The 23,446-nt window shown below is 35.5% G+C and carries 20 protein-coding genes and 1 tRNA gene; 9 read left to right on the forward strand and 12 right to left on the reverse strand.

Going from position 1 to position 23,446, the window contains the following annotated elements:
* A partial coding sequence (locus tag ACST15_RS09895; protein WP_459454500.1) for a hypothetical protein occupies positions 1-308 on the forward strand: 308 nt, incomplete at its 5' end.
* Here the strand turns inward: ACST15_RS09895 and ACST15_RS09900 are convergent.
* Positions 289-1,278: a BT4734/BF3469 family protein gene (locus ACST15_RS09900; RefSeq protein ID WP_459454501.1), complete on the reverse strand. Its 990-nt coding sequence runs from the start codon at positions 1,276-1,278 to the stop codon at positions 289-291. The two genes, ACST15_RS09895 and ACST15_RS09900, sit on opposite strands and share 20 nt — an antisense overlap.
* Before the next feature lie 389 nt (positions 1,279-1,667).
* On the reverse strand, positions 1,668-2,573 hold the full coding sequence (locus ACST15_RS09905; RefSeq protein WP_459454502.1) for a PIN domain-containing protein: 906 nt from the start codon (positions 2,571-2,573) through the stop codon (positions 1,668-1,670).
* A 133-nt stretch (positions 2,574-2,706) separates the two neighbouring features.
* On the opposite strand from ACST15_RS09905, the gene ACST15_RS09910 reads away from it, so the two are divergent.
* The 3 genes from ACST15_RS09910 to ACST15_RS09920 all read left to right on the forward strand — a co-directional run bounded on the left by ACST15_RS09910 (position 2,707) and on the right by ACST15_RS09920 (position 4,834).
* A complete protein-coding gene (locus ACST15_RS09910; protein WP_252624731.1) occupies positions 2,707-3,387 on the forward strand; it encodes a recombinase family protein in 681 nt (226 codons plus the stop codon).
* A gap of 437 nt (positions 3,388-3,824) precedes the next feature.
* Positions 3,825-4,220 (forward strand): hypothetical protein, encoded by a 396-nt coding sequence (locus ACST15_RS09915; RefSeq protein WP_459451195.1) that lies wholly within the window; start codon positions 3,825-3,827, stop codon positions 4,218-4,220.
* A 173-nt stretch (positions 4,221-4,393) separates the two neighbouring features.
* Positions 4,394-4,834, forward strand: coding sequence for a hypothetical protein (locus ACST15_RS09920; RefSeq protein WP_459451193.1), 441 nt, complete (start codon positions 4,394-4,396; stop codon positions 4,832-4,834).
* Positions 4,835-5,019: 185 nt separating this feature from the next.
* On the opposite strand, the gene ACST15_RS09925 is transcribed toward ACST15_RS09920, so the two are convergent.
* Positions 5,020-5,469, reverse strand: a complete 450-nt coding sequence (locus ACST15_RS09925; protein ID WP_276343949.1) for a 5-fold beta-flower protein — start codon at positions 5,467-5,469, stop codon at positions 5,020-5,022.
* A 714-nt stretch (positions 5,470-6,183) separates the two neighbouring features.
* Here ACST15_RS09925 and ACST15_RS09930 point away from each other — a divergent pair.
* From ACST15_RS09930 to ACST15_RS09945, 4 genes are all read left to right on the forward strand, one after another.
* Positions 6,184-7,044, forward strand: a complete 861-nt coding sequence (locus ACST15_RS09930; protein ID WP_406800407.1) for a DUF3347 domain-containing protein — start codon at positions 6,184-6,186, stop codon at positions 7,042-7,044.
* The gene (locus ACST15_RS09935) at positions 7,044-9,341 is read left to right on the forward strand and encodes a multicopper oxidase family protein (RefSeq protein ID WP_459454503.1); all 2,298 of its coding nucleotides are present in this window, start codon (positions 7,044-7,046) and stop codon (positions 9,339-9,341) included. The genes ACST15_RS09930 and ACST15_RS09935 overlap by 1 nt, the downstream gene beginning before the upstream one ends.
* Before the next feature lie 52 nt (positions 9,342-9,393).
* Entirely contained in the window at positions 9,394-9,954 is a 561-nt protein-coding gene (locus ACST15_RS09940; protein ID WP_459454504.1) for a DUF2911 domain-containing protein, read from the forward strand.
* Positions 9,955-10,455: 501 nt separating this feature from the next.
* Entirely contained in the window at positions 10,456-11,328 is an 873-nt protein-coding gene (locus tag ACST15_RS09945; protein WP_406800406.1) for a VanZ family protein, read from the forward strand.
* Between the two features lie 231 nt (positions 11,329-11,559).
* On the opposite strand, the gene ACST15_RS09950 is transcribed toward ACST15_RS09945, so the two are convergent.
* From ACST15_RS09950 to ACST15_RS09965, 4 genes are all read right to left on the reverse strand, one after another.
* A tRNA-Asn gene (locus ACST15_RS09950) sits at positions 11,560-11,633 on the reverse strand.
* An 85-nt stretch (positions 11,634-11,718) separates the two neighbouring features.
* A complete protein-coding gene (locus ACST15_RS09955) occupies positions 11,719-13,110 on the reverse strand; it encodes an efflux RND transporter periplasmic adaptor subunit (protein ID WP_459454505.1) in 1,392 nt (463 codons plus the stop codon).
* 20 nt (positions 13,111-13,130) lie between these two features.
* Positions 13,131-14,597 carry a TolC family protein gene (locus tag ACST15_RS09960; protein WP_459454506.1) on the reverse strand — a complete coding sequence of 489 codons (1,467 nt, stop codon included), beginning with the start codon at positions 14,595-14,597 and terminating at the stop codon, positions 13,131-13,133.
* A gap of 94 nt (positions 14,598-14,691) precedes the next feature.
* On the reverse strand, positions 14,692-15,381 hold the full coding sequence (locus ACST15_RS09965; RefSeq protein ID WP_459454507.1) for a M15 family metallopeptidase: 690 nt from the start codon (positions 15,379-15,381) through the stop codon (positions 14,692-14,694).
* A gap of 72 nt (positions 15,382-15,453) precedes the next feature.
* On the opposite strand from ACST15_RS09965, the gene ACST15_RS09970 reads away from it, so the two are divergent.
* Positions 15,454-16,689 carry a nucleoside recognition domain-containing protein gene (locus ACST15_RS09970; RefSeq protein WP_459454508.1) on the forward strand — a complete coding sequence of 412 codons (1,236 nt, stop codon included), beginning with the start codon at positions 15,454-15,456 and terminating at the stop codon, positions 16,687-16,689.
* Positions 16,690-16,692: 3 nt separating this feature from the next.
* Here ACST15_RS09970 and ACST15_RS09975 read toward each other — a convergent pair whose 3' ends face one another.
* The 5 genes from ACST15_RS09975 to ACST15_RS09995 form a co-directional block, all read right to left on the reverse strand.
* Complete coding sequence (locus ACST15_RS09975; RefSeq protein ID WP_459454509.1) at positions 16,693-18,159, reverse strand: capsule assembly Wzi family protein; 1,467 nt, start codon at positions 18,157-18,159, stop codon at positions 16,693-16,695.
* 42 nt (positions 18,160-18,201) lie between these two features.
* Positions 18,202-18,681 (reverse strand): UpxY family transcription antiterminator, encoded by a 480-nt coding sequence (locus ACST15_RS09980; RefSeq protein ID WP_459454510.1) that lies wholly within the window; start codon positions 18,679-18,681, stop codon positions 18,202-18,204.
* A gap of 63 nt (positions 18,682-18,744) precedes the next feature.
* Positions 18,745-19,821: a GDP-mannose 4,6-dehydratase gene (gene gmd, locus ACST15_RS09985; RefSeq protein WP_459454511.1), complete on the reverse strand. Its 1,077-nt coding sequence runs from the start codon at positions 19,819-19,821 to the stop codon at positions 18,745-18,747.
* Positions 19,822-19,952: 131 nt separating this feature from the next.
* On the reverse strand, positions 19,953-21,725 hold the full coding sequence (locus ACST15_RS09990) for an AMP-dependent synthetase/ligase (protein WP_459454512.1): 1,773 nt from the start codon (positions 21,723-21,725) through the stop codon (positions 19,953-19,955).
* A 98-nt stretch (positions 21,726-21,823) separates the two neighbouring features.
* Complete coding sequence (locus ACST15_RS09995) at positions 21,824-23,338, reverse strand: tetratricopeptide repeat protein (RefSeq protein WP_459454513.1); 1,515 nt, start codon at positions 23,336-23,338, stop codon at positions 21,824-21,826.
* Positions 23,339-23,446: the final 108 nt, after the last annotated feature.

Below are 23,446 nucleotides of genomic sequence, written 5' to 3' on the forward strand. Positions count from 1 at the left end.
CCATCATTCAACGAGAAGTAATCGACCGTTACGAGTTCACGGGATACTATGATGCCAAACAAACTATATTCGCTCACACGATCTGGTACAACACCCGCAGGTTCCATAAAGCAATCAAAATGACCCCGAGCGAAAAATGGGATCAGCATATCCACATCACAAACCAAAAACGTGTCGAACAAAATTTGTACAAAAACCAACACGAAACTAGTGATGTTTTAAACCAAGATTATCAATACCTTAAACAAAATTTGAACGAAAAAACAAGCAATTATTACACAACTGTTTCTACAAATGTGTCCAAGTAATAAGGGGTTTGTACAATACGGTTTCAAATAATCCCATCAGTTCTCTTAGCTCCATCTTCTTATAACCGGTATATTCCTCATTCACATGATATAGGTATGATAGGAATAAATATTTATCAGCAACAGGATTAAGGAATAGTAGCTTATGAATCATACTGGTAAACGTCTTATGTTTCAAATCATCCTTTATTAGATATTGAAAACGTATCTCAACGTAATTGACTTCATTATAATCTACTACCGGGTTCACTACATTTACTGGAGTTTCCAGTATCAATTGTTCTAAAACCTCTTTGATTGGGATTGGGATAAATGGTTCTTGGGGTGCACAATGGATACGTATCTTCTGTACTTTAGTTTTTTTATCTTCCAACCGGCAGTTATCTACCTTATTCTTTCCCTTTTTAAATAATTCAACTGGTATGTCTAATTCATTCTCATAGTTATTGAATAAATCAGGGTCTGAGGATATAAACATAGCACGTGCAATACCACCAGCATTGGTATCAATCTTTTCATTAACCAATATGTTATCAATTATGTATTTCCGAGCTATAAGGAAGTCATTTTCATTCTTAAGATGATTTGATACCTTAAAGAAGATAGAAATCCCACCTCCACTACATGATATACATATAAGAGAAGCTATGTGACGATATTCTTTAATGAACCGGTCTTTTAGTTTTTGAGAATTGGGATAGTCATCAATATCAAAGTAGATGTACGATGACGGTGCAATCAGATTGTAGTCCGATTCTTTTAGATTCCGAATCCTTACCAAACAATTGGGTGTAATGTAAGGTAAATAACTCTTAGTGCTTGAATAATCCAATCCGGTCCTTCTAAGTTCTCGAACCTTTTCGATTTTAAGTTTCTCAGGATTATTCTTTATCAACCTAACCAGTGTGGGTAAGTCGATGTGTCTTTTTGGGTAAATGTTTCTAATACCACCATTGAAATAAGAAAACATGTAAATAAAAATCCCTCACTATTTCACCGGTAGTGGGCGGTTACTATAATGAGGGGGAGTACTTTAAATCTTTATGGTATCAATCAGCTCCACTACAAACTAATTCTTACCTTTTTAATAAATATATCGAAAATGGATAAAAAAGGGAAGGGCCAATTAAGGTTTCAATGTTAAGAAATTGCTAAGAAATTAGACCTCACTTCCTGTAATTTAAATGAGGTTTTTGTCGTACCGGCCATAGGTGTAACTTCCAACAGGTGAAAAAAATGAAATTTGGGATGTTGGTATCACCAGCCACAATTTAGGGTCTAAAATAGAATAGATTTTGCCGTAAATTGGCCAGGTGGGAATTGACCCATGTTCGAAACTCTATCCAATTTTTAAAATATTTAAATTTTTTTAGACTTATTGGCTCTATCGATATATTCATACAATTTCGTAAAATCATGACTAAATCTAAATAATCCACTTTTATCATTTAATAAATCTATTTGACTAATTGGAGAATCTTCATTCAATAAATTTTCCTCCTCATCTTTCATTTCTTTTGTAACCGGTATTCTTACTAATTCAAAGGCTTTCGCAAGTTTATCTGTAATTATTATTTTTCTTGTTCTCGAAACACGCTCTTTAAATTCTTGACGCAACCAGTCACTTAATAATAGTTCTTTATTCAATCTAAGACCAAAGTCTGTATCTCTTGTAACTATAATTATATGCTTATTTGTCCTAATTGAACAATCTACTATCCATTCCCAGTTGACTGCATCACCAATTGAATTATCCGTAGATTTTCTTGGTGGATAGCCTAAAATGAACCGTTTATACGCTAGTTTTCTAATTCTAAACCTCTGCATATTATCCCTATCAAGGTTTATTATAGATTTAAACTTAAATAACTTGTTTAGAGAAACATAAACTTTGTCTGATTCAGGTCTTTGGATAATTTTCTCTAACCGTTTGGTTATTTGTTCTCTACTTTTGATTATACTTTTGATTTTATCAGGTAAGGCTTTTGTTGATTTGTAGTCTTGAACTATTAATGGTGGCACACCTCCATTATTCGGTATTGACTTATTGTATTCTATTAAAGCGTCATTTATAACTTTTTGACGATTTTTCTTATACTCCATTTCCACTTGACTTGTTACTATAATTTTATCAAGATGGTTAAGAATTTCCTCAATATACTTCAATGAAGTATTTGCGTTTTGAATTCTGTAGAAATCAAGAAAAATATTAGTATCAATGAAAATCAGTGCATCTAAATTTTCTTCAACCTTTTTCTTTGCCATTTGAGGAGTGTTTGAATTCTCAATTTAATTGTTTCGTTCCAATAATATAAGTGTTCCATAAAATTCTTTGAAGATTGCTCCGGCAGGTCAATAATGCGCTGTATTTTAGCCCATATCAATTCAAAGAAATAATATGGAACGCAAACAAGTAAATGTGGTAATCTTTTCACGTGTCTCCTCAACAGGTGACAGGCAGAATACAGACAGACAAACTAATGAACTAAAAGAATACGCTAAAAGGCTCGGCTACAATTTGGTCGGCATCTATGAGGAGAAAATCAGTGGATTCAAGAAGAACGAGGATAGACCGGTGCTGAATCAACTCTTAAATGATATTGATAATGGGATTGATGGTCATATTCAAATTGACAAGGTTCTAACCAGTGAGCTCTCGCGAATTTCGCGTTCAGTATTGCAAGGGTTATCAGTAATACAAACATTCATAGACAGGAAAGTCTCACTTTATATCCAAAACTATAACTTGGAGACACTTAACCCTGACAAAAGTGTCAATCCAATGACAATGTTCATGGTTCAGATTTTAGCCAGTGTAGCGACCATGGAGGCAGAGACAACAAAAGTTAGGTTTCAATCTGGTTACAGAAATTACTTGGCAAATGGAGGAAAGGTAGGACGAAAAAAAGGACAGGTAGTCTCAGACGAAGACTTTTTATCTAATCACAAGGATGTGGTGAAACTTCTGAAACGAAATCTTAGTATTCGCCAAATCTCAGGACTCACGGAAAAGAAATCATTAACTACAATCATGAAGGTTAAAAAGACTGCGTTAAAATTGGGAATTCTTACAACTTAATAACAGATTCTATTTAATCAGGTTACGGGGAACAAGTATAATTAATAAACTCCCGGTAAAATGAACCAGCAATCGGACGTTGTAACTTGGCCCCCTCTTCCCTGCAGGAGGTGGTGCCGGCAGTCCCCGTATCCGAAATTGCTTAAAGGGGTATTTTACCTTTAAAACCCATTTCAATGACTTAATGGAAATAAAAATCTGCCAGAAATTTTAATCCAAAAGGGAACTTAATCCTCTAAAATCCTAAAGAAAACTTTTTAAAGTGAAATCTCATTTCAAAAATTTTGGCATTTTTTCCGGTATTTATAGTAAAGGACATTTATGAAAAATACCATCAAGACTAAGACTATTTCGAAGAAAATCATTCTATCAGAATCCCAATTTGAGCGGTTATCTCAGAACATAATAAACGAATTGAAAGTAAAGAATACACGAAAATGAGATTACAAGGATTAATTCAAATAGACGACAATTTCAACAAGGAAGATTTAACCAAATTGAAGGTGATAAACATAACTTTCACCGATACGAACGCACCATCAGTAATAAGTAACCTTGGACTAATTCCTGAGGTAAAATACTTTGAAACTCTGTTCTTTAAAGTTTTGGAAGAACTAAAACTGGAAGAAAATGACTTGGTAGCAATTACAAGTACCTCGTTGAAAGAACTTATTTTTAATCTATCGATAATTTCAGCAATCCAAAATCAACACATTGAATTTGTTAATGAAAACATGTTCTATACCGGTCCGCTAAGAAGGAATATTCATTTAAGTGATGAAGACTTTGAACTCAATCTCGAGGACTACGATATTGATGATTTAGACGATTAGGCTAACTTACTTAAAATTAAAGGTAGTCAAATCCCCCTTATTCTTCTTCAAATAAAAATTCTTAGACCGTTTCGTATTCTCATTTTTTTTCTTTATTATTTTGAAAAGGAGTTAATAAGAAATTAAAAATTAATAGCTCTTGAATAATAAAGTTTAAAAATATAAAAACAACAATGAGTACAGTTTATTACATTTCAAGTAAAATACCTAAGAGTAAAATTCTTTCTAATACAGATATTAGAATAGTTAAAGATTCAAAAAATAATGAATTTCTTGAAGATAAATATGGTAATGTTCTTAGAATATATCCACAAATGGTCAGCGTTAATGGTGAATCTACCTCTTATGAGGATAACGAAAACGTACGTGAATTAGCCAGATATGGCTACAATAATAATGCTCTTTATATCATAGATACTTTAGTTAGAGAATTTAATATGGCTTATTTTTCCGACGATGGTTTTCAAAATCTCTACAGACCAGCAGAGGAATCTCATGACCCAGACCTTATTAGTAATATTAAGAAAGATATGATGCGTACACACGGATATAAATTCATTAACGAGGATTGTATTATAATTCCCAAAAGAACTGAAAATGATTATAAAAAATAAACGAAATAGATATTTGGCAAGGATATAATTACTTTATTATTCATGCCACATTTGTCAATAAGAGGCGCGAACAGGAAAGTCACCATTTCTGATGACTTTCCTGTTTGCTCCCTTAATAGGTGGAATGTTGCAGCCGAAATTGTCAAAAATACTCCTCAAATAGTCTTTAACTTATTCTATTTTCATTAATGCTTGGAATGTGTTTTCATATCCATTTGGTTTTGGAAACAGTGTAAAGCACAGGCAACTCCTTTTAATGATTTGTGAACATTTCCGATAACCGCCCCTTTGGCATCTTTAATATTACAAGTTTCTTTATCGAAATCCTCAATGGTAAAAATGATATTCCCTTTTTCATCAAAATAGGTTTTCCCGTCTTTCCCCATTTTTCCCATCATTTTCCCATTTTCGTCCTTTAAAATTCCATTAGCTCCAAGAAACCCTAATTTTTTTCCCTTCGAATCACTAATAATTTTATCTTTTGATACGGTACCGGTTTTTACACCGTCAAAATAAATATCTCCCTTGGCATTTAAAATCAAGTGGCCTTTGCTGTCTCTTGGCTGTTGGGCTAAAGCTGAAAACGTGCTTAACAATACGAATGCAATGGAAAAAATAAACGATGACTTTTTCATGATTTGTTTATTTAGATTGTTAAAATCAAATGTAACCATATAAATATAAATATTGTTGAATTAATTTCGATATATGACATTCATCACCTTTTCATTCATTATAAAAGCAGACAATATCGTTAATTATGAAATAAAACAGCACTTTATTTAATTTGAATGAAGTATTATGAAATATTGGATTTTGGAAAAATTAAATATTAGAATTTAAAACAAATTCGTACTTTTAAGCGTTTTAAAATATATGCTGCAAAAATTCCAAATACTGCTCATAATTACAATTCTTGGCTGTCTTACGACACCCGTAAAATCCTATGCATGTGGAACAAAGCACACTAAAGAAGAAAAATCATGTTGTTTGAAAGAAAAACCTGAGAAATCTAATAAAGATAATTGTTGCGGAAAACACAAAATGACCGGACAAAACGAAGGGAACAGTTGTGGAGGGAATTGTGATAATTCTACGTGCAGTTGCCCATCACCTTTCTCCACATTGGTAATACCTGATTTTTTAGTAAAATTCAATATCAATACATTCACAGCTCGCAATTCAGTAAAATCGTTTTATAACCAAACTTACCATTCATCAGGTTTTGGTTACATTTGGACACCCCCCAATATAGGTTAATTTATTACCTTGACAGCCATTGGTCTGTCTTATCGGAAGCAAAGTATTGCTTTAAAAATCAATTGTTTTTTACGTAAAATTATTAAAAAATGAAATCAATAAAATTATTGATGGCAATAACATTATTGCTATCCATCTCGACATGTTTTGCAGAAATTAAAAATGCCAAGGTAGAAACTGTTCACATTTATGGAAATTGTTCTATCTGTAAAAAGACCATCGAATCGGCGGCCAATGTAAAGGATATTGTTCAGGTGGAATGGAATAAGGATACAAAAATGGCCTTCATAACCTATGATGAAAAGAAAACAAATCAGGATGAAATTCTAAAACGAATTGGTTTGGCAGGTTATGATAGCGACAAATTTCTCGCTCCTGACAATGTTTATGCTAAACTTGAAATTTGTTGCCAATATGAACGGACAGGAAAAGTTGTTGCAAAAGTTGAAGAATTAAAAGCTGTAAGTCTTGATGTGGAAGAAAAAGTTGTCATGCCAATTTTAGTAACAAAAACACAAGGAGTGCAACTAAAAGAGGTCTTCGATTCTTATTTTGCAGTGAAAGATGCTTTGGTAAAAACGGATGGTAGCTTGGCAGCCACCAAAGCTGTTTTGCTGTTAAATTCTATAAACGCAGTTAAAATGGAAAATTTAACGAATGAAGAACATGTAGAATGGATGAAAGTGATGAAAGATTTGATTTTTGATGCGGAACATATTTCGGAGACCAAAGATGCCAGCCATCAAAGAGACCACTTTACATCTCTATCTAAAAACATGTATTCGGTGATGAAAGTCTCAAAACAAGAGACACCAACATATTATCAATTTTGTCCAATGGCTAATAAAGGAAAAGGTGCAAATTGGTTGAGTAAGGAGAATATCGTTAAAAACCCCTATTATGGTTCTAAAATGTTGGGATGTGGTAAAACTGTTGAAACAATAAATTAATGAGCCCCTTTATTAAAAATATGGCTCTTAGTCAATGTAACATGAAATTAAACTCTTTAATCGTTTTTTTTAAAACGAATACTTTAATTACAGTTTTTGTGCTTTTTTCAACAACTGTTTTCGCCCAAAAAGTTGTTCGCTATGACCTTTACGTAAAAGACACTTTAGTGCATTTTGCTGGCAAAGAAAAAAGAGCGATTGCAGTTAATGGTCAAATACCAATGCCAACCTTAACATTTACCGAAGGTGATACGGCTGAAATACACGTTCATAACCTACTTAAGGAGGAAACCTCTTTACATTGGCACGGGCTATTTTTACCCAATAAAGAAGATGGGGTTCCCAACCTTACACAAATGCCCATTCGGCCAAATACAACCCATATCTATCGTTTCCCAATCATTCAAAATGGTACCCACTGGTATCACTCACACTCAGGGTTGCAGGAACAAATAGGAATGTATGGGAATTTTGTCATGTTAAAAAGACCGAACGACGACTCTTTTAGGAAAGGAATCGATGACTTACCAACGCTTCCTATTGTACTGAGTGAGTGGACCAATCTCAAACCCGAGAATATTCACAGGATGCTTCATAATGCCAATGATTATCCCGCATTGAGAAAAAACTCTGTTCAAAGTTATGGGGAAGCAATATCAGCAGGTCATTTTAAAACTAAGTTGCTAAGTGAATGGAAGCGGATGTTAGCGATGGATGTTAGCGATGTCTATTATGAAAAAATATTCATGAATGGTAAACCAAGTTCTGAGCTTAAAAGTATCTCAGGAAATGAGTTGAAAGGTGGAGACAAGGTCAGACTAAGAATTTCAAATGGGGGTGCATCATCCTATTTTTGGCTGACTTATGCCGGGGGTAAAATTACAGTAGTAGCAAATGATGGGAACGATGTGGAACCGGTTGAAGTTGATAGATTAATTATTGCGGTTTCAGAAACCTATGATATTATTGTTACTATTCCAGCAGATAAGACTGCCTATGAATTCTTAGCAACGACTGAAGACCGGACTAATTCAGCATCCATTTATATTGGAAATGGAATTAAACAGTTGAAATCACCTTTACCCCGATTAAAGTATTTTGAAGGGATGAAGATGATGAATGACATGATGAAGATGAATGGCGAATTGAATGATATGGGTATGGCCATGAGTTTAAATCAAATGGATATGAATGTGGTGATGTATCCTGAAATAACTGGCGATGCTAAGCCAAAACAAGATGACAATGACCCCAATCGTTATAATGCCAATGCACTGGGAGACATTGTTACCCTGAATTATGCCATGCTGAAGTCCCCTAGCATAACAGCATTGCCCAAGGATGCTCCAGTAAAAGAATTGTACTTTAAACTCTCCGGTAATATGAATCGATATGTTTGGAGTTTAGACAATAGGGTCGTTTCAGAAGCCGATAAAATCCTTATCAAAAAAGGAGAAAATGTTAGAATTATTCTCTACAATGGTTCCATGATGCGCCATCCGATGCACCTACATGGGCATGATTTTAGGTTACTTAACGGTCAAGGACAAAATGCTCCTTTAAAAAACATTGTGGATGTTATGCCGATGGAGACGGATACATTAGAATTTAACGCCAATGTTGAAGGTGATTGGTTTTTCCATTGTCATATTTTGTACCATATGATGAGCGGAATGGGTAGGGTATTAAGTTATGAAAATCAGATGCCCAATCCATTGATTCCTAATCCAAAACTAGCGCAACGGAAACTGTTTGCAGACGACCGCAAGTTTCATTTTATGGCTGAGAATGATTTTGCAACCAACGGTAATGATGGAATGGCCATGTTACAAAATACGAGGTGGAGCATTGGTTCAGAATGGCGATTGGGCCATCATGATTTTCACGGATATGAGGTAGAAACACATATTGGTAGATATGTTGGGAAAATGCAGTGGTTAATGCCATTTATTGGCTTTGATTGGCGTTATAGAAAGTTTGGAATAGATGAACAGGAAACAAATCTATTTGGGCAATCAAATAGTAAGGACCTAAGAAGTCTTGTTACAGTCGGCGTAAATTACACGTTGCCATTACTCATTGTTGGACAAGCTGAAATCTATCAGGATGGAAATATTCGTTTTCAACTTATGAGAGAAGATATGCCTATTACCAAACGACTTAGAGTGAGTTTTATGCTTAACACCGATAAGGAATACATGGCAGGTTTTCGTTACATCGTAAACAAAAACATGGGCATTACATCACATTATGATAGTGATATGGGATTGGGTGCTGGAATAACTTTTTCTTACTAAAAACTTTTTAATTGTCTATTGAGATAATTTAACTTCAATAAAAAACAAAATCATGAAAAAAAACATTGTTTTAAACCTCTTGTTGACATTACCTATTGGCGTTTTTGCCCAACTCCAAAACCATCAACCCAAAGTCGATACCAGTCAAACAGCAGTCAAGCCCAAAAGTCCAAAAATGACGGCAATGGCAATGGTAGGCACAAATCATGTACATATAGAATACGGTTCACCGAGTGTGAGAGGGCGGAATATTTGGAATGGTTTAGTTGCCTTCAATCAAGTATGGTCATCGGGAGCTCACAAAGCTACTTGGATAGATTTTGGTCATGATATAATGGTTGAAGGTAAAGTTATTACAAAAGGTAAATATGGATTTTTTACTATTCCTGATAGAGAAACGTGGACTTTGATTTTGAGTAAAACGTGGGATATGCACTTATCGGACGATTATAAAGAAGAAAATGACATCATCCGAATTAAGGTAAAACCCTTCAAAAGCGATAAATTAGTTGAAGCCCTTACGTATGAAGTAATGCCGACCAATGCTAACGAAGGCAAAATAAAATTGAGCTGGGAGTATTTGAGCGTTGAGTTTCCGTTTAAAAATAAGTAAATGATTTTGGGGGAAGAAATGAGCGAAATCAACTAATTTAACCCGTATTGCTATGAATAGTCTTGGTCAGAAAGCACCCAAGGGCTATGGCTGATTAACTAATCCAAAATTCATCTATTAGGAGATTTGCGGGATAAATCATTAATTTTTATCATTGGAAAGCGACATTTACTTCCTCCAATTTACAGGATGATTTCTCTCTTTAAAAAGTTGAAACCGGATTGACTAAAACCAACTCTTGGCACATTCTTGGCACAATTTGAAAACCACAGGTATAACTCTCAACTAAAATAGTCAAAAAACACTAAGCCCTCTACTGGGCTTGAACCAAGAAAATCGATGAATAAAGGAAATAGAGATAGAGTTTAAACGAAAAAAGTCACCATTTCTGATGACTTTCCTGTTTGCTCCCCTTACAGACGAAAGATGCAACTATAATGCGATGATTGAGTATGTGACAATTAGGAAATTGTTTATATTTCACAGAAAATATTAAGTATTATGAAAAAACACTTATTTCCTCTTTTACTTTTAATTGGGTATCTGTTTATTTTAATTAAGGTATTGGTCTTCAAAGATGTAGCACTTATTAGAATTGGTGAATTAAGACTAAATTTTGGTGGAACACAGGAGGGGCCTCCTAACCTTATTCCATTCAAATCTATCCTTCCATATTTGCTTGGAGAAAAAGGGTTTTTAATCGCATTTATAAATTTATTAGGTAATATAGTGGCATTGGTTCCGATGGGATTTTTAGTGCCGAATATTTTTTCAAATTTCAACAGGAAACAAGTAGTTGTATTAGCCGTTGCTTCAGGTTTAGTCGTTGAATCCACCCAATTTTTTTTAGAAATAGGAATTTTTGATATTGATGATGTAATCTTAAACGGATTAGGAGTAATCATCGGGTTTGGGATATTCAATCTTTACACAGGATTTTCAAAGCCTATTAAAAAAGTAGCAACTGGACTTAGTTTTACTATTCTGGTGACCATTTTTTCCCTTTACGTGATTACATCTTATGAATTAATTCATCTGCCTTTTGGATTAGAACCTACTATAAATGAACAAAAACAAATAAATACCCCCATCGGTGCTGTTAATAATAATTGCTGTGATTTATGTAATGGGACAGGAGGAACTGGTGTTATTACAGCTATTGGGAAAAACTATTTTACTTTAGAGCGAAGAGATGGTAAAAGAGAAATAATAAAACTTACTACACAAACTACCATTAAAAATTCGGCCGGCCCAGCAACCAATGCAGATTTAAAAGTTGGAGATAGGGTTACCCTTGTTATAGATGATACTGAAACAGCATCACTTGTATTAGTTTGTGGAATAATAGATAAACCATCAGTGTTATTAAAGTAACATCCCAAAAAAACCTCTACTGACCTCGAACCACAAATTCCAATATTAAAACTTTCTTTTGATTCGATGGACCACATTTTTCCTCAAACCTGTGATTTAAGGTTGCAGCTTATAAGAAAAACAAGGTATTGAAATTGAAAAAGTTGCAACCACAAAAAATATGTCTTTACAGAAAGATATGATGGTTTTTAAACAAAAAAAGAGGTCGAAATGACCTCTTTTTAATTACTGCTCCCTCTCCTGGGCTCGAACCAGGGACCCCATGATTAACAGTCATGTGCTCTAACCGACTGAGCTAAGAAGGAATTTATATCCTTTTGGGACTGCAAAAATAGGTGTCAGTATGCACATATGCAATAAGAACACCTATTTTTTTCTTAAAATCTTACTTTATTTCTTCTCCTCTGCCTTGGCATCCTTCTTTTTCACTAATTCTCCCTCTTTTAAATTCTTTGCCACCGTAGCATATGGCCCTGAAATAATCTCCTGGCCTTCTTTCAATCCTGAGATAATCTCAATGTTATCGAAGTCAGATATCCCCGTTTTCACTTCAACCATCTTCGCTTTACCTTTCTCACTTATAAATACCACTTCTTTTATCTTCTCCTTGCGTTTTTTGCTTTGCTGAGCCGTCTCCTCCTTCGCTGGCTCGGCAGCACCACCTGGCGCATCTTTGCCGTCTTTCTGGGCTACTTCTGCACCAATTTCACGTGTAGTAACTGCTGCCAATGGTACCGTTAAAATATTGTCTTTGCGGTTCGTTAATATCTCCACAGATGCCGTCATACCTGGCTTCAAAGGATACGATAATTTACCCTTGATTAAATCACGGTAAGAATCTCTTAAAACACGAATCTTAACCTCAAACTCCGTCACGGCATCCGTCGTTACCGAAGTTGCTGTACCCGATTGATTTGCTGAACTAGCAATCTCATACACTACCCCTTGAAACTTGCGCTCTGAAGAAGTAAATGCATCTACATCTATGATCACCGTATCTCCCAAACTTACTCGGGTAATATCATTTTCATTGACATTTACTCTCACTTCCATGTTATTCAAATTAGCAATGCGTAACATTTCCGTTCCTGCCATTTGTGAAGTACCAACCACACGCTCTCCTAATTCCACATTTAGTTTTGAAATAATACCACTTTGAGGAGCATAAATCGTGGTCTTTGTTAAGTTAGTTGTGGCTTCTTTTAAGGCCGCCTCAGAGCTCTTCACATTAAAACTAGCCGCTTTTACATTGGCCTTAGCTGACTCCAGATCTTGTTTAGCCACCATGTAGGCCGATTGGAATTGATCAAAATCAGCATCAGAGATTACTTTGTCGTTATGTAATTTTAAATTACGATCATAGTCAATTTTTGCCTTGCTCAATCGTGCTTCACTCTGAGCTAAAACGGCCTTACTTTGTTCCATACTTGCTCTCATGGCGTTCAACTGTGCCTCCGCACGAGCCAATAAGGACACATAATTATCTGGACGAATTTTCAATAAAACTTGACCGGCAACCACAGAATCACCTTCTGCAACATTCAAGGCAACAATCTCTCCAGACACATCAGGAGAAACTTTAACCTCAACTTCTGGTTGAATTTTCCCAGATGCCGATACTTTTTCGACAATGGATTCTCTTTTGGCTTTACCAAATTCCACCACCGTTGGATCTACCTTACCAATCCATCCTTGCTGTTTGGCTAAAAATAAACCTAAGAATATCACAACTACTCCCCCTCCGATAAACAACCACGTCCGCTTGCTATTGTTCTTTGCCATCTTTTTAAAATTATTGAAAATTAAAATGTTAAATTTTTACCTTGATAGTAATCTAAAATCTTTGTTCTAAAAACATAATCGTATTTAGATTGTACCAAAGAAAGTTTCGCCTTGTCAAGGTTTGTCTTTTGTAAATTATAACTAACGAAATCAATAGTACCTGCACTAAATTTACTTTCTGAGGCTCTAAATGATTCTTCTAATGCTGAAACCTGGGTAACTCCAGCCTCATATTTTTTTGCTGCATTGAGCATATTGACATAGGCTTGTTCAATATTTTGACGTAAAGTTAGGCGTGCTTTATTGGCTTCAATCTCAGCATTAACTTTTTGCAAATTAGCTTGAGAAACACGGGTTCTATTTTGATATTTGGTAAAAATAGGAATGCTTAAATTCAGTGAAACAACTTTGTTTTGCGTATTATTCAACTGATCAAAATAGCCTACCGTTGATCCCTCTCCAAATTTAGGTTGTGTTGTTGTCAGTGGATAGTTTACTCCACCTACATTCACATTACCTAAAGTAACCTCCTGAGTTCCCAAAACCTGAACAGATTTCAAGGCGTTGGATTGGTTAGCAGACCAGCTTCCATTTAAGCTTAAGGTCGGTAAACGAAACGCTTTGGCTACATCTACACTTTTTGCAGCTCCCTGCACTCTAAAATCCGCTGCACGAACCAAAGGTTGTGCTTCCACAGCTTTGGCATAAATATCGGCAATACTTAATTCATAGGCTGAAGAATTGGGCACGGGTACTTGAATACGCTCCAATTCAAACTGGCTTATAGCGGAATCATTTAATAATTGTAACAAGGTTAATTTATTAATATCCAAGGCACTTTGAAAACTTACTACATTGGATTCCTCATTGGCTAACTGAGCTTTTAAGTCTAATAAGGTAGAAATGGCAACAGAGCCAGCATTGACCAACTTTTGTGTTCTTTCAATTTGCAATTTGGTAATCTCAGTCTGGGTTTTGGCAATAGCCAATTGGTCTTCCGCATTTAGAATAGACAAATAAGATAAGACAACCTGCAAAGAGATATTTTCCCGAATGGACTGTAAGTCTTCTTGCGTGGCCTTTAAGTTGAATTCTGTTTGTAGAATATTATTTTTCAGTTGACCTCCATTGAATAAAAGCACATTAGCATTGAACCCAAGGTTATTGTAATTAATATTCCTTGAATCATATCCATTGGTATATGGGTTAATACTTCGTCCAAAACTTGCCGCTTGATTGATATTTCCAGTCAAAGATGGCAATTGATTATACTTTGCTTGCTGAAATTGAAGCTCCGCATTTTGCATACTAACTTGATACGATTTAACATTCAAATTATGTTGTAATGCAATCTCTACAGCTTGATTCAACTTAAGCTTTACTAGTGTACCATTTCCTTGAATAGCCGTTTGTGCCTGAGCTGTAAAAGCGAAGGTAAAAAGCAATGCAAAAAGGTAGACAATTGTTGGGAATGATTTCCGATACATAGCTATTGAAAAGAATTTAGCACAATGTTACTATTTTTAGGTGGTGCGTAGGGTACATTTTGGATAAACGGCAAGCCAAAAGGATAAATCCCACTTATTGAACTACTTGAAATTTTTTCTTGGCCTCAGCCCGAGAAAAAGCATTGAAATGCCACCATTCATATTCGATTGGCAAAAAACCAGCCTTTTGCATTACTTTTCTCAATAAAAGTCTGTTTTGAATAACCTCTTTACTAAGAATTCCTTTCTCTGCTAATTCCTTCTCAGCCTTGGGATACGCCTCCTTTCCAAAGTAATCGAAAGGGGTTCCCATATCAAGGGCTTTACCCTGTTCATCTGCGATGGTTAAATCAACTGCACTTCCGTAATTGTGAATGGAATGTTCTTGCGGAGATGCCACATAATTTTTCCGAATATTGGGTGGGTATTGGGGAAGAGCATTCCAAAGGTCCCATTGTTTGGATAATGGTCTTGCAGCATCATATATTAATAGACGGTAACCCGGTTTTTCTTTTTCCAACAAGGATTGTGCAATAGCTAGTTTAGCGACGGTCTCTTTTTGTAAAAATGCTTTGGTTAAACAGCCATAGACATTTTGATGCATAAAATTATCGGTGGTAGCGTATTTCAATTGAACTAAAACCTGTTTAATTTCCGACTGCACTTCTACTAAACCCTGGCTTCTCATTTTTTCTTCATAATAACAGGGTTTTTGCTGAGCATTGAGCGAATGAAGGATCAAGCTAAAGGCAAAGACAAGGGGAGTAGAAAAAGAATAGCTCATAAAAATCAAGAAATTCCCTAAATTTAACCAAATTTTAATTAGGCAGGGCTCGCATTCTGCAAACCTTTCTGTATGGCATTAAATTGGATTTGGTTTCTGTTTTTTGGTGTAGCCTTTGTGGTTGCTATTATTCAGTTCTTGTTTTTTGGAAACACCGATATATTTAAAATTCTAGTAGATGGAATGTTCGATTCCGCTGAAATGGCGGTCATGAAAATTGCCCTTCCCTTAGCGGGAGTTATGACTTTTTTCATGGGAATCTTACAAATTGGAGAAAAGGCAGGCGCCATACAATTTTTAGCAAAACGAATTCGTCCCTTTTTTACTCGACTTTTTCCTGAAATTCCTGCAGATCACCCCGTTCATGGTCAAATGATTATGAATTTTTCCGCCAATCTATTAGGCTTAGACAATGCCGCAACCCCGTTTGGTCTGAAAGCCATGCAAGGCTTACAAGATATTAATCCGAGCAAAGAAACAGCATCTAATGCACAAATCATGTTTCTGACCTTACATAGTGCGGGACCTGTATTAATTCCATTAAGTATCATGGCCCAGAGGGCCATCTATGGGGCTCAAGATGCCTCTGATGTCTTTATTCCTTGTTTAATGGCCACTTATGCCGCCACTCTAGTAGGCTTAATGTTTGTAGCTATCAAGCAAAAAATCAATTTGTTGGAACCGGTATTATTAACTTGGCTCGTGGGTTTAACCCTATTCTTTGGGGGAATATTAGCTTATTTCAGCTCATTAAGTAAAGAACAAATTGAAATACAATCCAAGATATTCAGCAATGGATTATTATTTACTCTCATACTTAGTTTTATCGTGGCAGCCTTTTGGAAGAAAATAGACATCTTTTCCACATTTGTGGAAGGCGCCAAAGGGGGATTTGAAACCTCAGTTAAAATCATTCCTTATTTGGTAGGTATGTTAGTTGCTATCAGTTGTCTACGTAATTCAGGAACATTGGATTTTATTGTTGCAGGAATGAAGTGGCTAGTAAATCAATCCGGTTTGGATACTCGATTTATTGATGCAATGCCTACGGCCTTATTGCATCCGGTAAGTGGAAGTGGTTCTCGGGCCATGATGATTGATACCATGAAAACCTTTGGAGCAGATTCATTTGTTGGTAGACTTGCCTGTGTTTTCCAGGGTTCGGCTGAAACCATTTTGTATGTGATAGCCCTATATTTTGGATCTGTGCAGGTAAAAAATATACGTTACACGCTTTGGGCTGGTTTAACGGCAGATTTGGCGGGAATCATAACTGCCATATTTGTTAGCTACTTATTCTTTGGCTAAAGACTAATTCAAAGGAAAACTGATCGCTAAATTTCCACCAATAGTTGGTGGTGTCAAATTTCCCTTTTCTACACCAAGGTTTGCTTTTAACAGGGCTTCCGGAAAGCCTGAAATATTTATGGATCTGTGCCACAATAAACCGGCAGAATACTGTTTTTTTACCGGAATGTATTCGTACCCAAACCAACCAATAGCATTGGATAAACTAGCTCTTAGTTGAATCTTATTTTCTCCGAAAACAAACTCTCCCGCCGCATAAAAAGCCTCCACTCGGTTATTATCAAAATATATACTATTCGTTGGATTCAAGTCTGATTCAGCATCTAAAGTCAGTAATGGGGCACCTATCCCTTTGCCAAAATATGTCCAACCACTTAGATAAACACTATTATTTAAATAATTATCAAAACCTCTTAAATTACTTGTATCATTAAATACTTTACCTCCTTGAGATGTGGTATTCAAATATTCAAATACCACCTTAATCAATCCCTGATCTGCTTTTCTGGTGATGGCCAATCCATGTAAACCATCGGTGATATTATTGCCATAATACAGAGATCCGTCTTCATAAATACTTTGACGGTAGAAAAAAACTTTAGCTTGATTCAATTCGACTTCCATTCCCACATCAACTGTTCCTAAATGGTTCCCTGATCGATTAAAACCGTCATTATAGCCATAGGTGGCAGTATCTCCTTTAACGGCATTGGATTTACCAGTAACTACTGATACATAGGTGGATAAATCAGATGGAATTATTCCATTTTTTGCAGAGATATTATAAGGGTCCGCATATTTTAATTTCCCTCCCCACTGAACTTGGTGGTTAAAACCAGCATAAAATTTTACCCTCCAAGTAGGCTTTCCAAATCGGCCATAAAAGGATTTTTGATGTAGATAAAAATCTCTAACATCCTCCCGTGAATTTTCAAACCAACCATGGGAGTAGTTTCCTTTAAAAGCCAAAACACCCCTCAAAAACCCTGGAGACCAATATTCTTTAACTTGTAATTCTATTTTGGGTAATGGAAGTGCATTTCCTGACCAAATGTAAGAACCCGAACTTAGCGTTGAATCTACCAAACCAAAAATCTGTTTTTGTCGGCCTGCTACTAGTTCAAAAATTCCGACTTTCCCTTTTACATACATTTCTGGAAAAAAGACATCTGCTTTATTTTCTCCTAAATTAACTTGAGAAGAAAATCCATAAGCCCAATCAACTTGTTTCTTAGGGCGATATTCCATTCGATGGGAAAATGCAGAAAAACCATATGAGCCCGATGCAGGGACAAGTCCATATTGATTAGCTCTTAACCAAAGTGGATTATAGACCCCTCCTAGGGTACCCCCCATTCCAATGGAGAAATCAGATGCTATTTTCCTTTGGGCATAAAGGGAATTTACACACATGAATACACAGATAAATACCGTTAAATTCCTAACAAGCATCTGTTTTAACTGATTCATATGGCTAATTTGATTCATTCAAAGATAGTTGAAAAATTGAAATTACTGACTTTGATTTATATAAGCGACAAGTTCAAAGCCTAGGCTATCTATCCTAAGCCGCACTTCATGCTTATTTTTAAAACCTACAACTTCTGCTTTTTGACCCGCCAAAGCACCTGTATCTAATGTTACAAAATCACCAATATTTACCAGCTTGCCTATTGCCTCTACATCACTATGCTCTGATAAGAAATTTTGTATGGCTTTAATTTCTGAATCTTGAACAACAGCAGGTTTTTGTAACCAATAAACAAAATTAACCACCCCGTTGATTTGTCGAACTACACTACTCTGTAAAGCCAAATCGATATCCACAAAAACGTAAGATTTAAACAATGGCTCTTCAACCCATTTTTTACGATCTGACCACTGCTTTCTCTTTTTGGTTAATGGACAATAGCATGTTATACCTTTTTCTTTAAGTCGCAAGGCAACTTTTTTCTCCACTCTAGATTTTGTATACAAGGCATACCAGGCCATATTATTATTTATATCAGGTTTATTTTATCCTCTGATACGTTACTAGAATTTTTAAATAGTATCCTATTTCGAAAACAATTGAATATCAGAACTCATCATATCCTTAACTAAAGCAGGTAAATCATATTTCAATGTCCAACCCAGTTTGGTTTGAGCTTTAGTAGGATCCCCAATTAATAACTCTACTTCCGTGGGCCTAAAATATCTTGGATCGACAGCTACCACTTCTTTACCAATTTCTACTTGATACAAAGGATTATGACACGCCTTAATCAAGGCCACTTCTTCTATTCCACTTCCTTTAAATTCCAATTCAATTCCTACTTCATTAAAGGACATAATGATAAAATCACGAACCGTAGTCGTTATTCCTGTAGCTATCACAAAATCTTCTGGTTGTTCCTGTTGCAAAATCAACCACATTGCTTCCACATAATCTTTAGCATGGCCCCAATCACGCTTGGCATCTAAATTTCCTAAATAGATTTTATCTTGTTGGCCTAAAGCAATTTGAGAAACTCCACGGGTAATCTTACGCGTTACAAAAGTCTCTCCACGCAAGGGAGATTCGTGATTAAACAAGATTCCGTTTACCGCAAACATTTGATATGCCTCTCGATAATTCACCGTTATCCAATAAGCATACATCTTAGCTACAGCATAAGGCGATCGAGGATAAAAAGGCGTTTTCTCAGATTGTGGAACTTCTTGAACCAAACCATAAAGCTCAGACGTAGAGGCCTGATATATCTTTGTTTTTTGAGTCAATCCCAATAGGCGCACCGCCTCCAAAATTCGTAATGTTCCTATTCCGTCTACTTGGGCCGTATATTCAGGCTCGTCAAATGATACTTTTACATGTGACATAGCACCAAGATTATATATCTCATCTGGCTGAACTTCCTGAATGATTCGAATGATGTTGGTTGAATCACTTAAATCTCCATAATGTAAATGAAAATTTGAGGAATCTACATGAGGATCCTGGTAAAGGTGATCAATGCGTTGCGTGTTGATCAAGGAGCTTCTACGCTTTATTCCGTGAACACGATAACCCTTACCTAATAAAAGTTCAGCTAAATACGCGCCATCCTGTCCTGTGATGCCGGTAATTAAAGCCACTTTTTGTGCTTGAGACATAAAATTTCGATTCAATAATTAAAAAAGAAAGGCAAAAATGCCCTTTCTTTTAACGTTTAACACGTAAAATTACTAAAATTTCCGAGTGCAGCCGATAAATTATTCATTAGGATAGCTTGAAAGCTACCTGCCTAATCATAGAGTCCGAGGATCTGTTTTTCATATCGGGAGACAATCACCTTGCGTTTTAATTTTAAGGTTGGCGTCAATTCCCCGTCTGAAATAGTAAATAATCTAGGTAAAAGAACGAACTTTTTAACTTGCTCATAGCGTGCAACAGATGCCATAGTCATTAAAACCTCCTCGTTTAACTTTTCTATTACCTTAGGATGGGCAATCATCTCTTCAGGGGTACCCACTGCAATATCCTGCTGTTTACACCAAACTTGCAAAGCATTAAATTCAGGAATAATTAGCGCCGAAGGAAACTTTTGGCCTTCCCCAACTACCATACATTGTTCAATAAATGCGGACTCTTTTAGTTTATTTTCTACCAATTGAGGAGCCACGTATTTTCCTCCCGATGTTTTAAATATTTCTTTTTTTCGATCTGTTATCTTTAAATATTTACCATCAACCAACTCTCCAATATCACCCGTATGGAACCATCCATCTGGATCGATTGCCTCGGCCGTTGCAGTTGGGTTGTTATAATACCCAGGCATAACAGAGTCTCCTTTGACACATATTTCTCCATCTTCGGCAATCTTCAATTGAATACAATCCAAAAGTGTTCCTACACAGCCAACCTTAAAATCCGGTGGGCTAATTTTTGAAACAGAAATAACGGGTGACGTTTCTGTCAAACCATAACCCTCCGCAATAGGAATGTTGGCTGCCCAAAAAATTCGAGACAATCTAGGTTGAAGGGCTGCTGAGCCAGAGGTGATGGCTCGTATATTTCCTCCCAATGCCTCTTGCCATTTACTGAATATCAATTTTCTGAAAATAGCTAATTTGATGCTATCCAAAAATCCCAATTTCTCCATGGGATCAAATTTTAAACCAAAATCAATAGCTGCAAAAAATAGGCTTCTTTTAAATCCCGTTAGTTCATTTCCTTTAGCTAAAACCTTATCATATACTTTCTCAAGTAACCGGGGTACAGTAGCAAACATGGCTGGCTTTACCTCTTTTATGTTTTCTGCAACAGTATCTAAGTTTTCCGCGTAATAAATAGAAACCCCATAAAACATGTACAAATAGATGTTCGTCCGCTCATAAATATGACACATCGGTAAAAAACTCAATACTTTATCCAAGGAGTTGATTTGGAAAAACTCCCCACGATCCAATGATTTTACGTTGCTGATAATGTTATGATGGGTTAACATAACACCTTTAGGCCTCCCAGTTGTACCTGAGGTATAAATTAAAGTAAGCAAATCATTCGGCTGAACCGACGCTTTGATGGGTTCTAAAACATTAGCATCTTGCCCTTGACCCAATTCTTTAAGCTCTGTCCACAAACTTGCTCCAGAAATCGGATCAAACGTATAAATGGTTTTAATTTTAGAGTTGTCTTTAGCGGCTTCTTTGGCTTTTAAATATAATTCCTCATTTTCCGCAAAAACAAAGGTGACTCCTGAGTCCTCAAATATATATGCATAATCTTCCACCGTAATGGTAGGATATAATGGGACCGTTACAGCTCCAAGTACTTGCACAGCAAAATCAACGAAATTCCATTCAGGACGATTGGTTGAAATAATAGCTATTTTATCCCCGGGCTTAACACCTAAACTCCACAAACCTAGGGCTAATTGCTCTATCGTTTCTAATGTGTCTGTATTCGAATAATTTTTCCAATATCCATCCTCTTTCTTATTTAATAGATCCGACTTATGGAAAGTCTTGTATACATCTAATAAATCAAATACGCGTGTTAATGAAGCATGTTTCATATGTATGGTAAGGTTCTAGTGTATTCAAATCAAAGTTAGGTAAATCTGTCTGAGAAAATGTGATATTTAGTCTATTTTTTAGGACGGAATTTATACCATTATGGTTTAGTTAAGTTCAATCTTATTTCTTGTAAATAAATACTACTCGGATACTTGTTAACGAATTGAAGGACTAATTCCTTGTCCTTATATCCCGTTAATTTTAAATATTGATATAATGCATCATCCCCATAAATGTCTTGGTCAAAGCGATCATATATATCTTTAAACAGTTTTATAGCTAGACTCATTTCTTTCTTCTCTAAGGCTCTTTGAGCCATTAAATACAGAATATCATCTTCTAAACTTTGGCCTTTTTGACTTTTAAATAACTGTTCCAATGCTAAATCGGCTTCCTTTATCTTCTTTTGTTCGTATAACCACTGAACTGTTGAAAATGATTTTAATGCCGTTTCTAGGGTATCAATCCCTGAATTATCCTCAATAACCCAACTCAAATGCAAAGCGTCATTGGCTATTTCTTTCTGGGTACTTTGCTTTAGTACATCAAAATTGGCTTTCGCTAATTCAAAATCTCCTGTATAATAATAAAGCTTACCTGTTTTTAATTTTGCTTCATATGCAATAGGCGAATCCTTGACCAATTTTTCGACTTGCGCGTATTGAATTAAAGCGTCATACTTCCTTCCAGCATACAAGTAAACATCACCTAACTCCAATTTCATTTGGGCTTGTAAATTGAAATTGGATTCAGCTAATTCAATTCCTTTCTGATATACCTTTTCTGCCGAATCCAATTGATTCAGTTGATACAGAAAAATTCTGGCTTCTGATAAATAAGTATCCGCCGTACCCGCATTATTTCCCCGATCCTTCCTCAATTCTCGATAGGATTGAATCAAATTAGAAAATTCCGTTTTTTCAATCACCATTTTATTTTGAATACTCTGCTCTCTAGAAGCCAATAATAACTGCTTCCAATTTAACAGCTGCGGAGAACGAGGATAAGTTTTAACTAAGTACTCAAATATTTGATTAACCAAAGTCCATTGCTGACGCTGAAAACAAGCAATCCCAAAATCACTCACTTCTTTTCCACCCGACTTAAATCGAATATCCAAAGCTTTTCTTTGTAACCACACCTTTTCCCATTGTTGATTTAATGCATACCAATGTATGATCAATTCAACTGGATTAGCCTGATCAGGATTTGCTTGAATCAAAGCAACCAACATTTGCTCTACTTCACGATTCGCTATTTCTTGGTCTTTCAAATTAGTCAACCAGTCTTTTGTTAGTTCCAAGCCCTGAGAACTTAAAGACTTATCAACAATTTGTCCACAATACTTAATCCAAAGCGGTGCTAAATTTTCTTTAAGTATTTCATTAAATGAATAAAATGTTAAAAAAGAACCATTATTTAGATTTTTTAAGAATAAATCATCCAACTGCTTTATCCGTTTCTTCTCTTTCTTAATTTTAACAATTTGATGTAATCGATCAACAAATAAAGAATCAGGACTTTTAAGCAAAGTTGATGCATTGACAGAATCAACATTCCCCAATATGATTATGAAGAGAATAAAAAAAGATTTAGCAAATGTTTTCCACATGACTTATTTAAAAAAAATAAAAAATTTATAAATCTTCTTTTTGTTTCTTATTGTTATTCGATGTGGATAAGTGGATAAGCTTTAATTTGATATTTAAATACTTGATAA

Source organism: Aquirufa sp. Wall-65K1 (assembly GCF_054558475.1).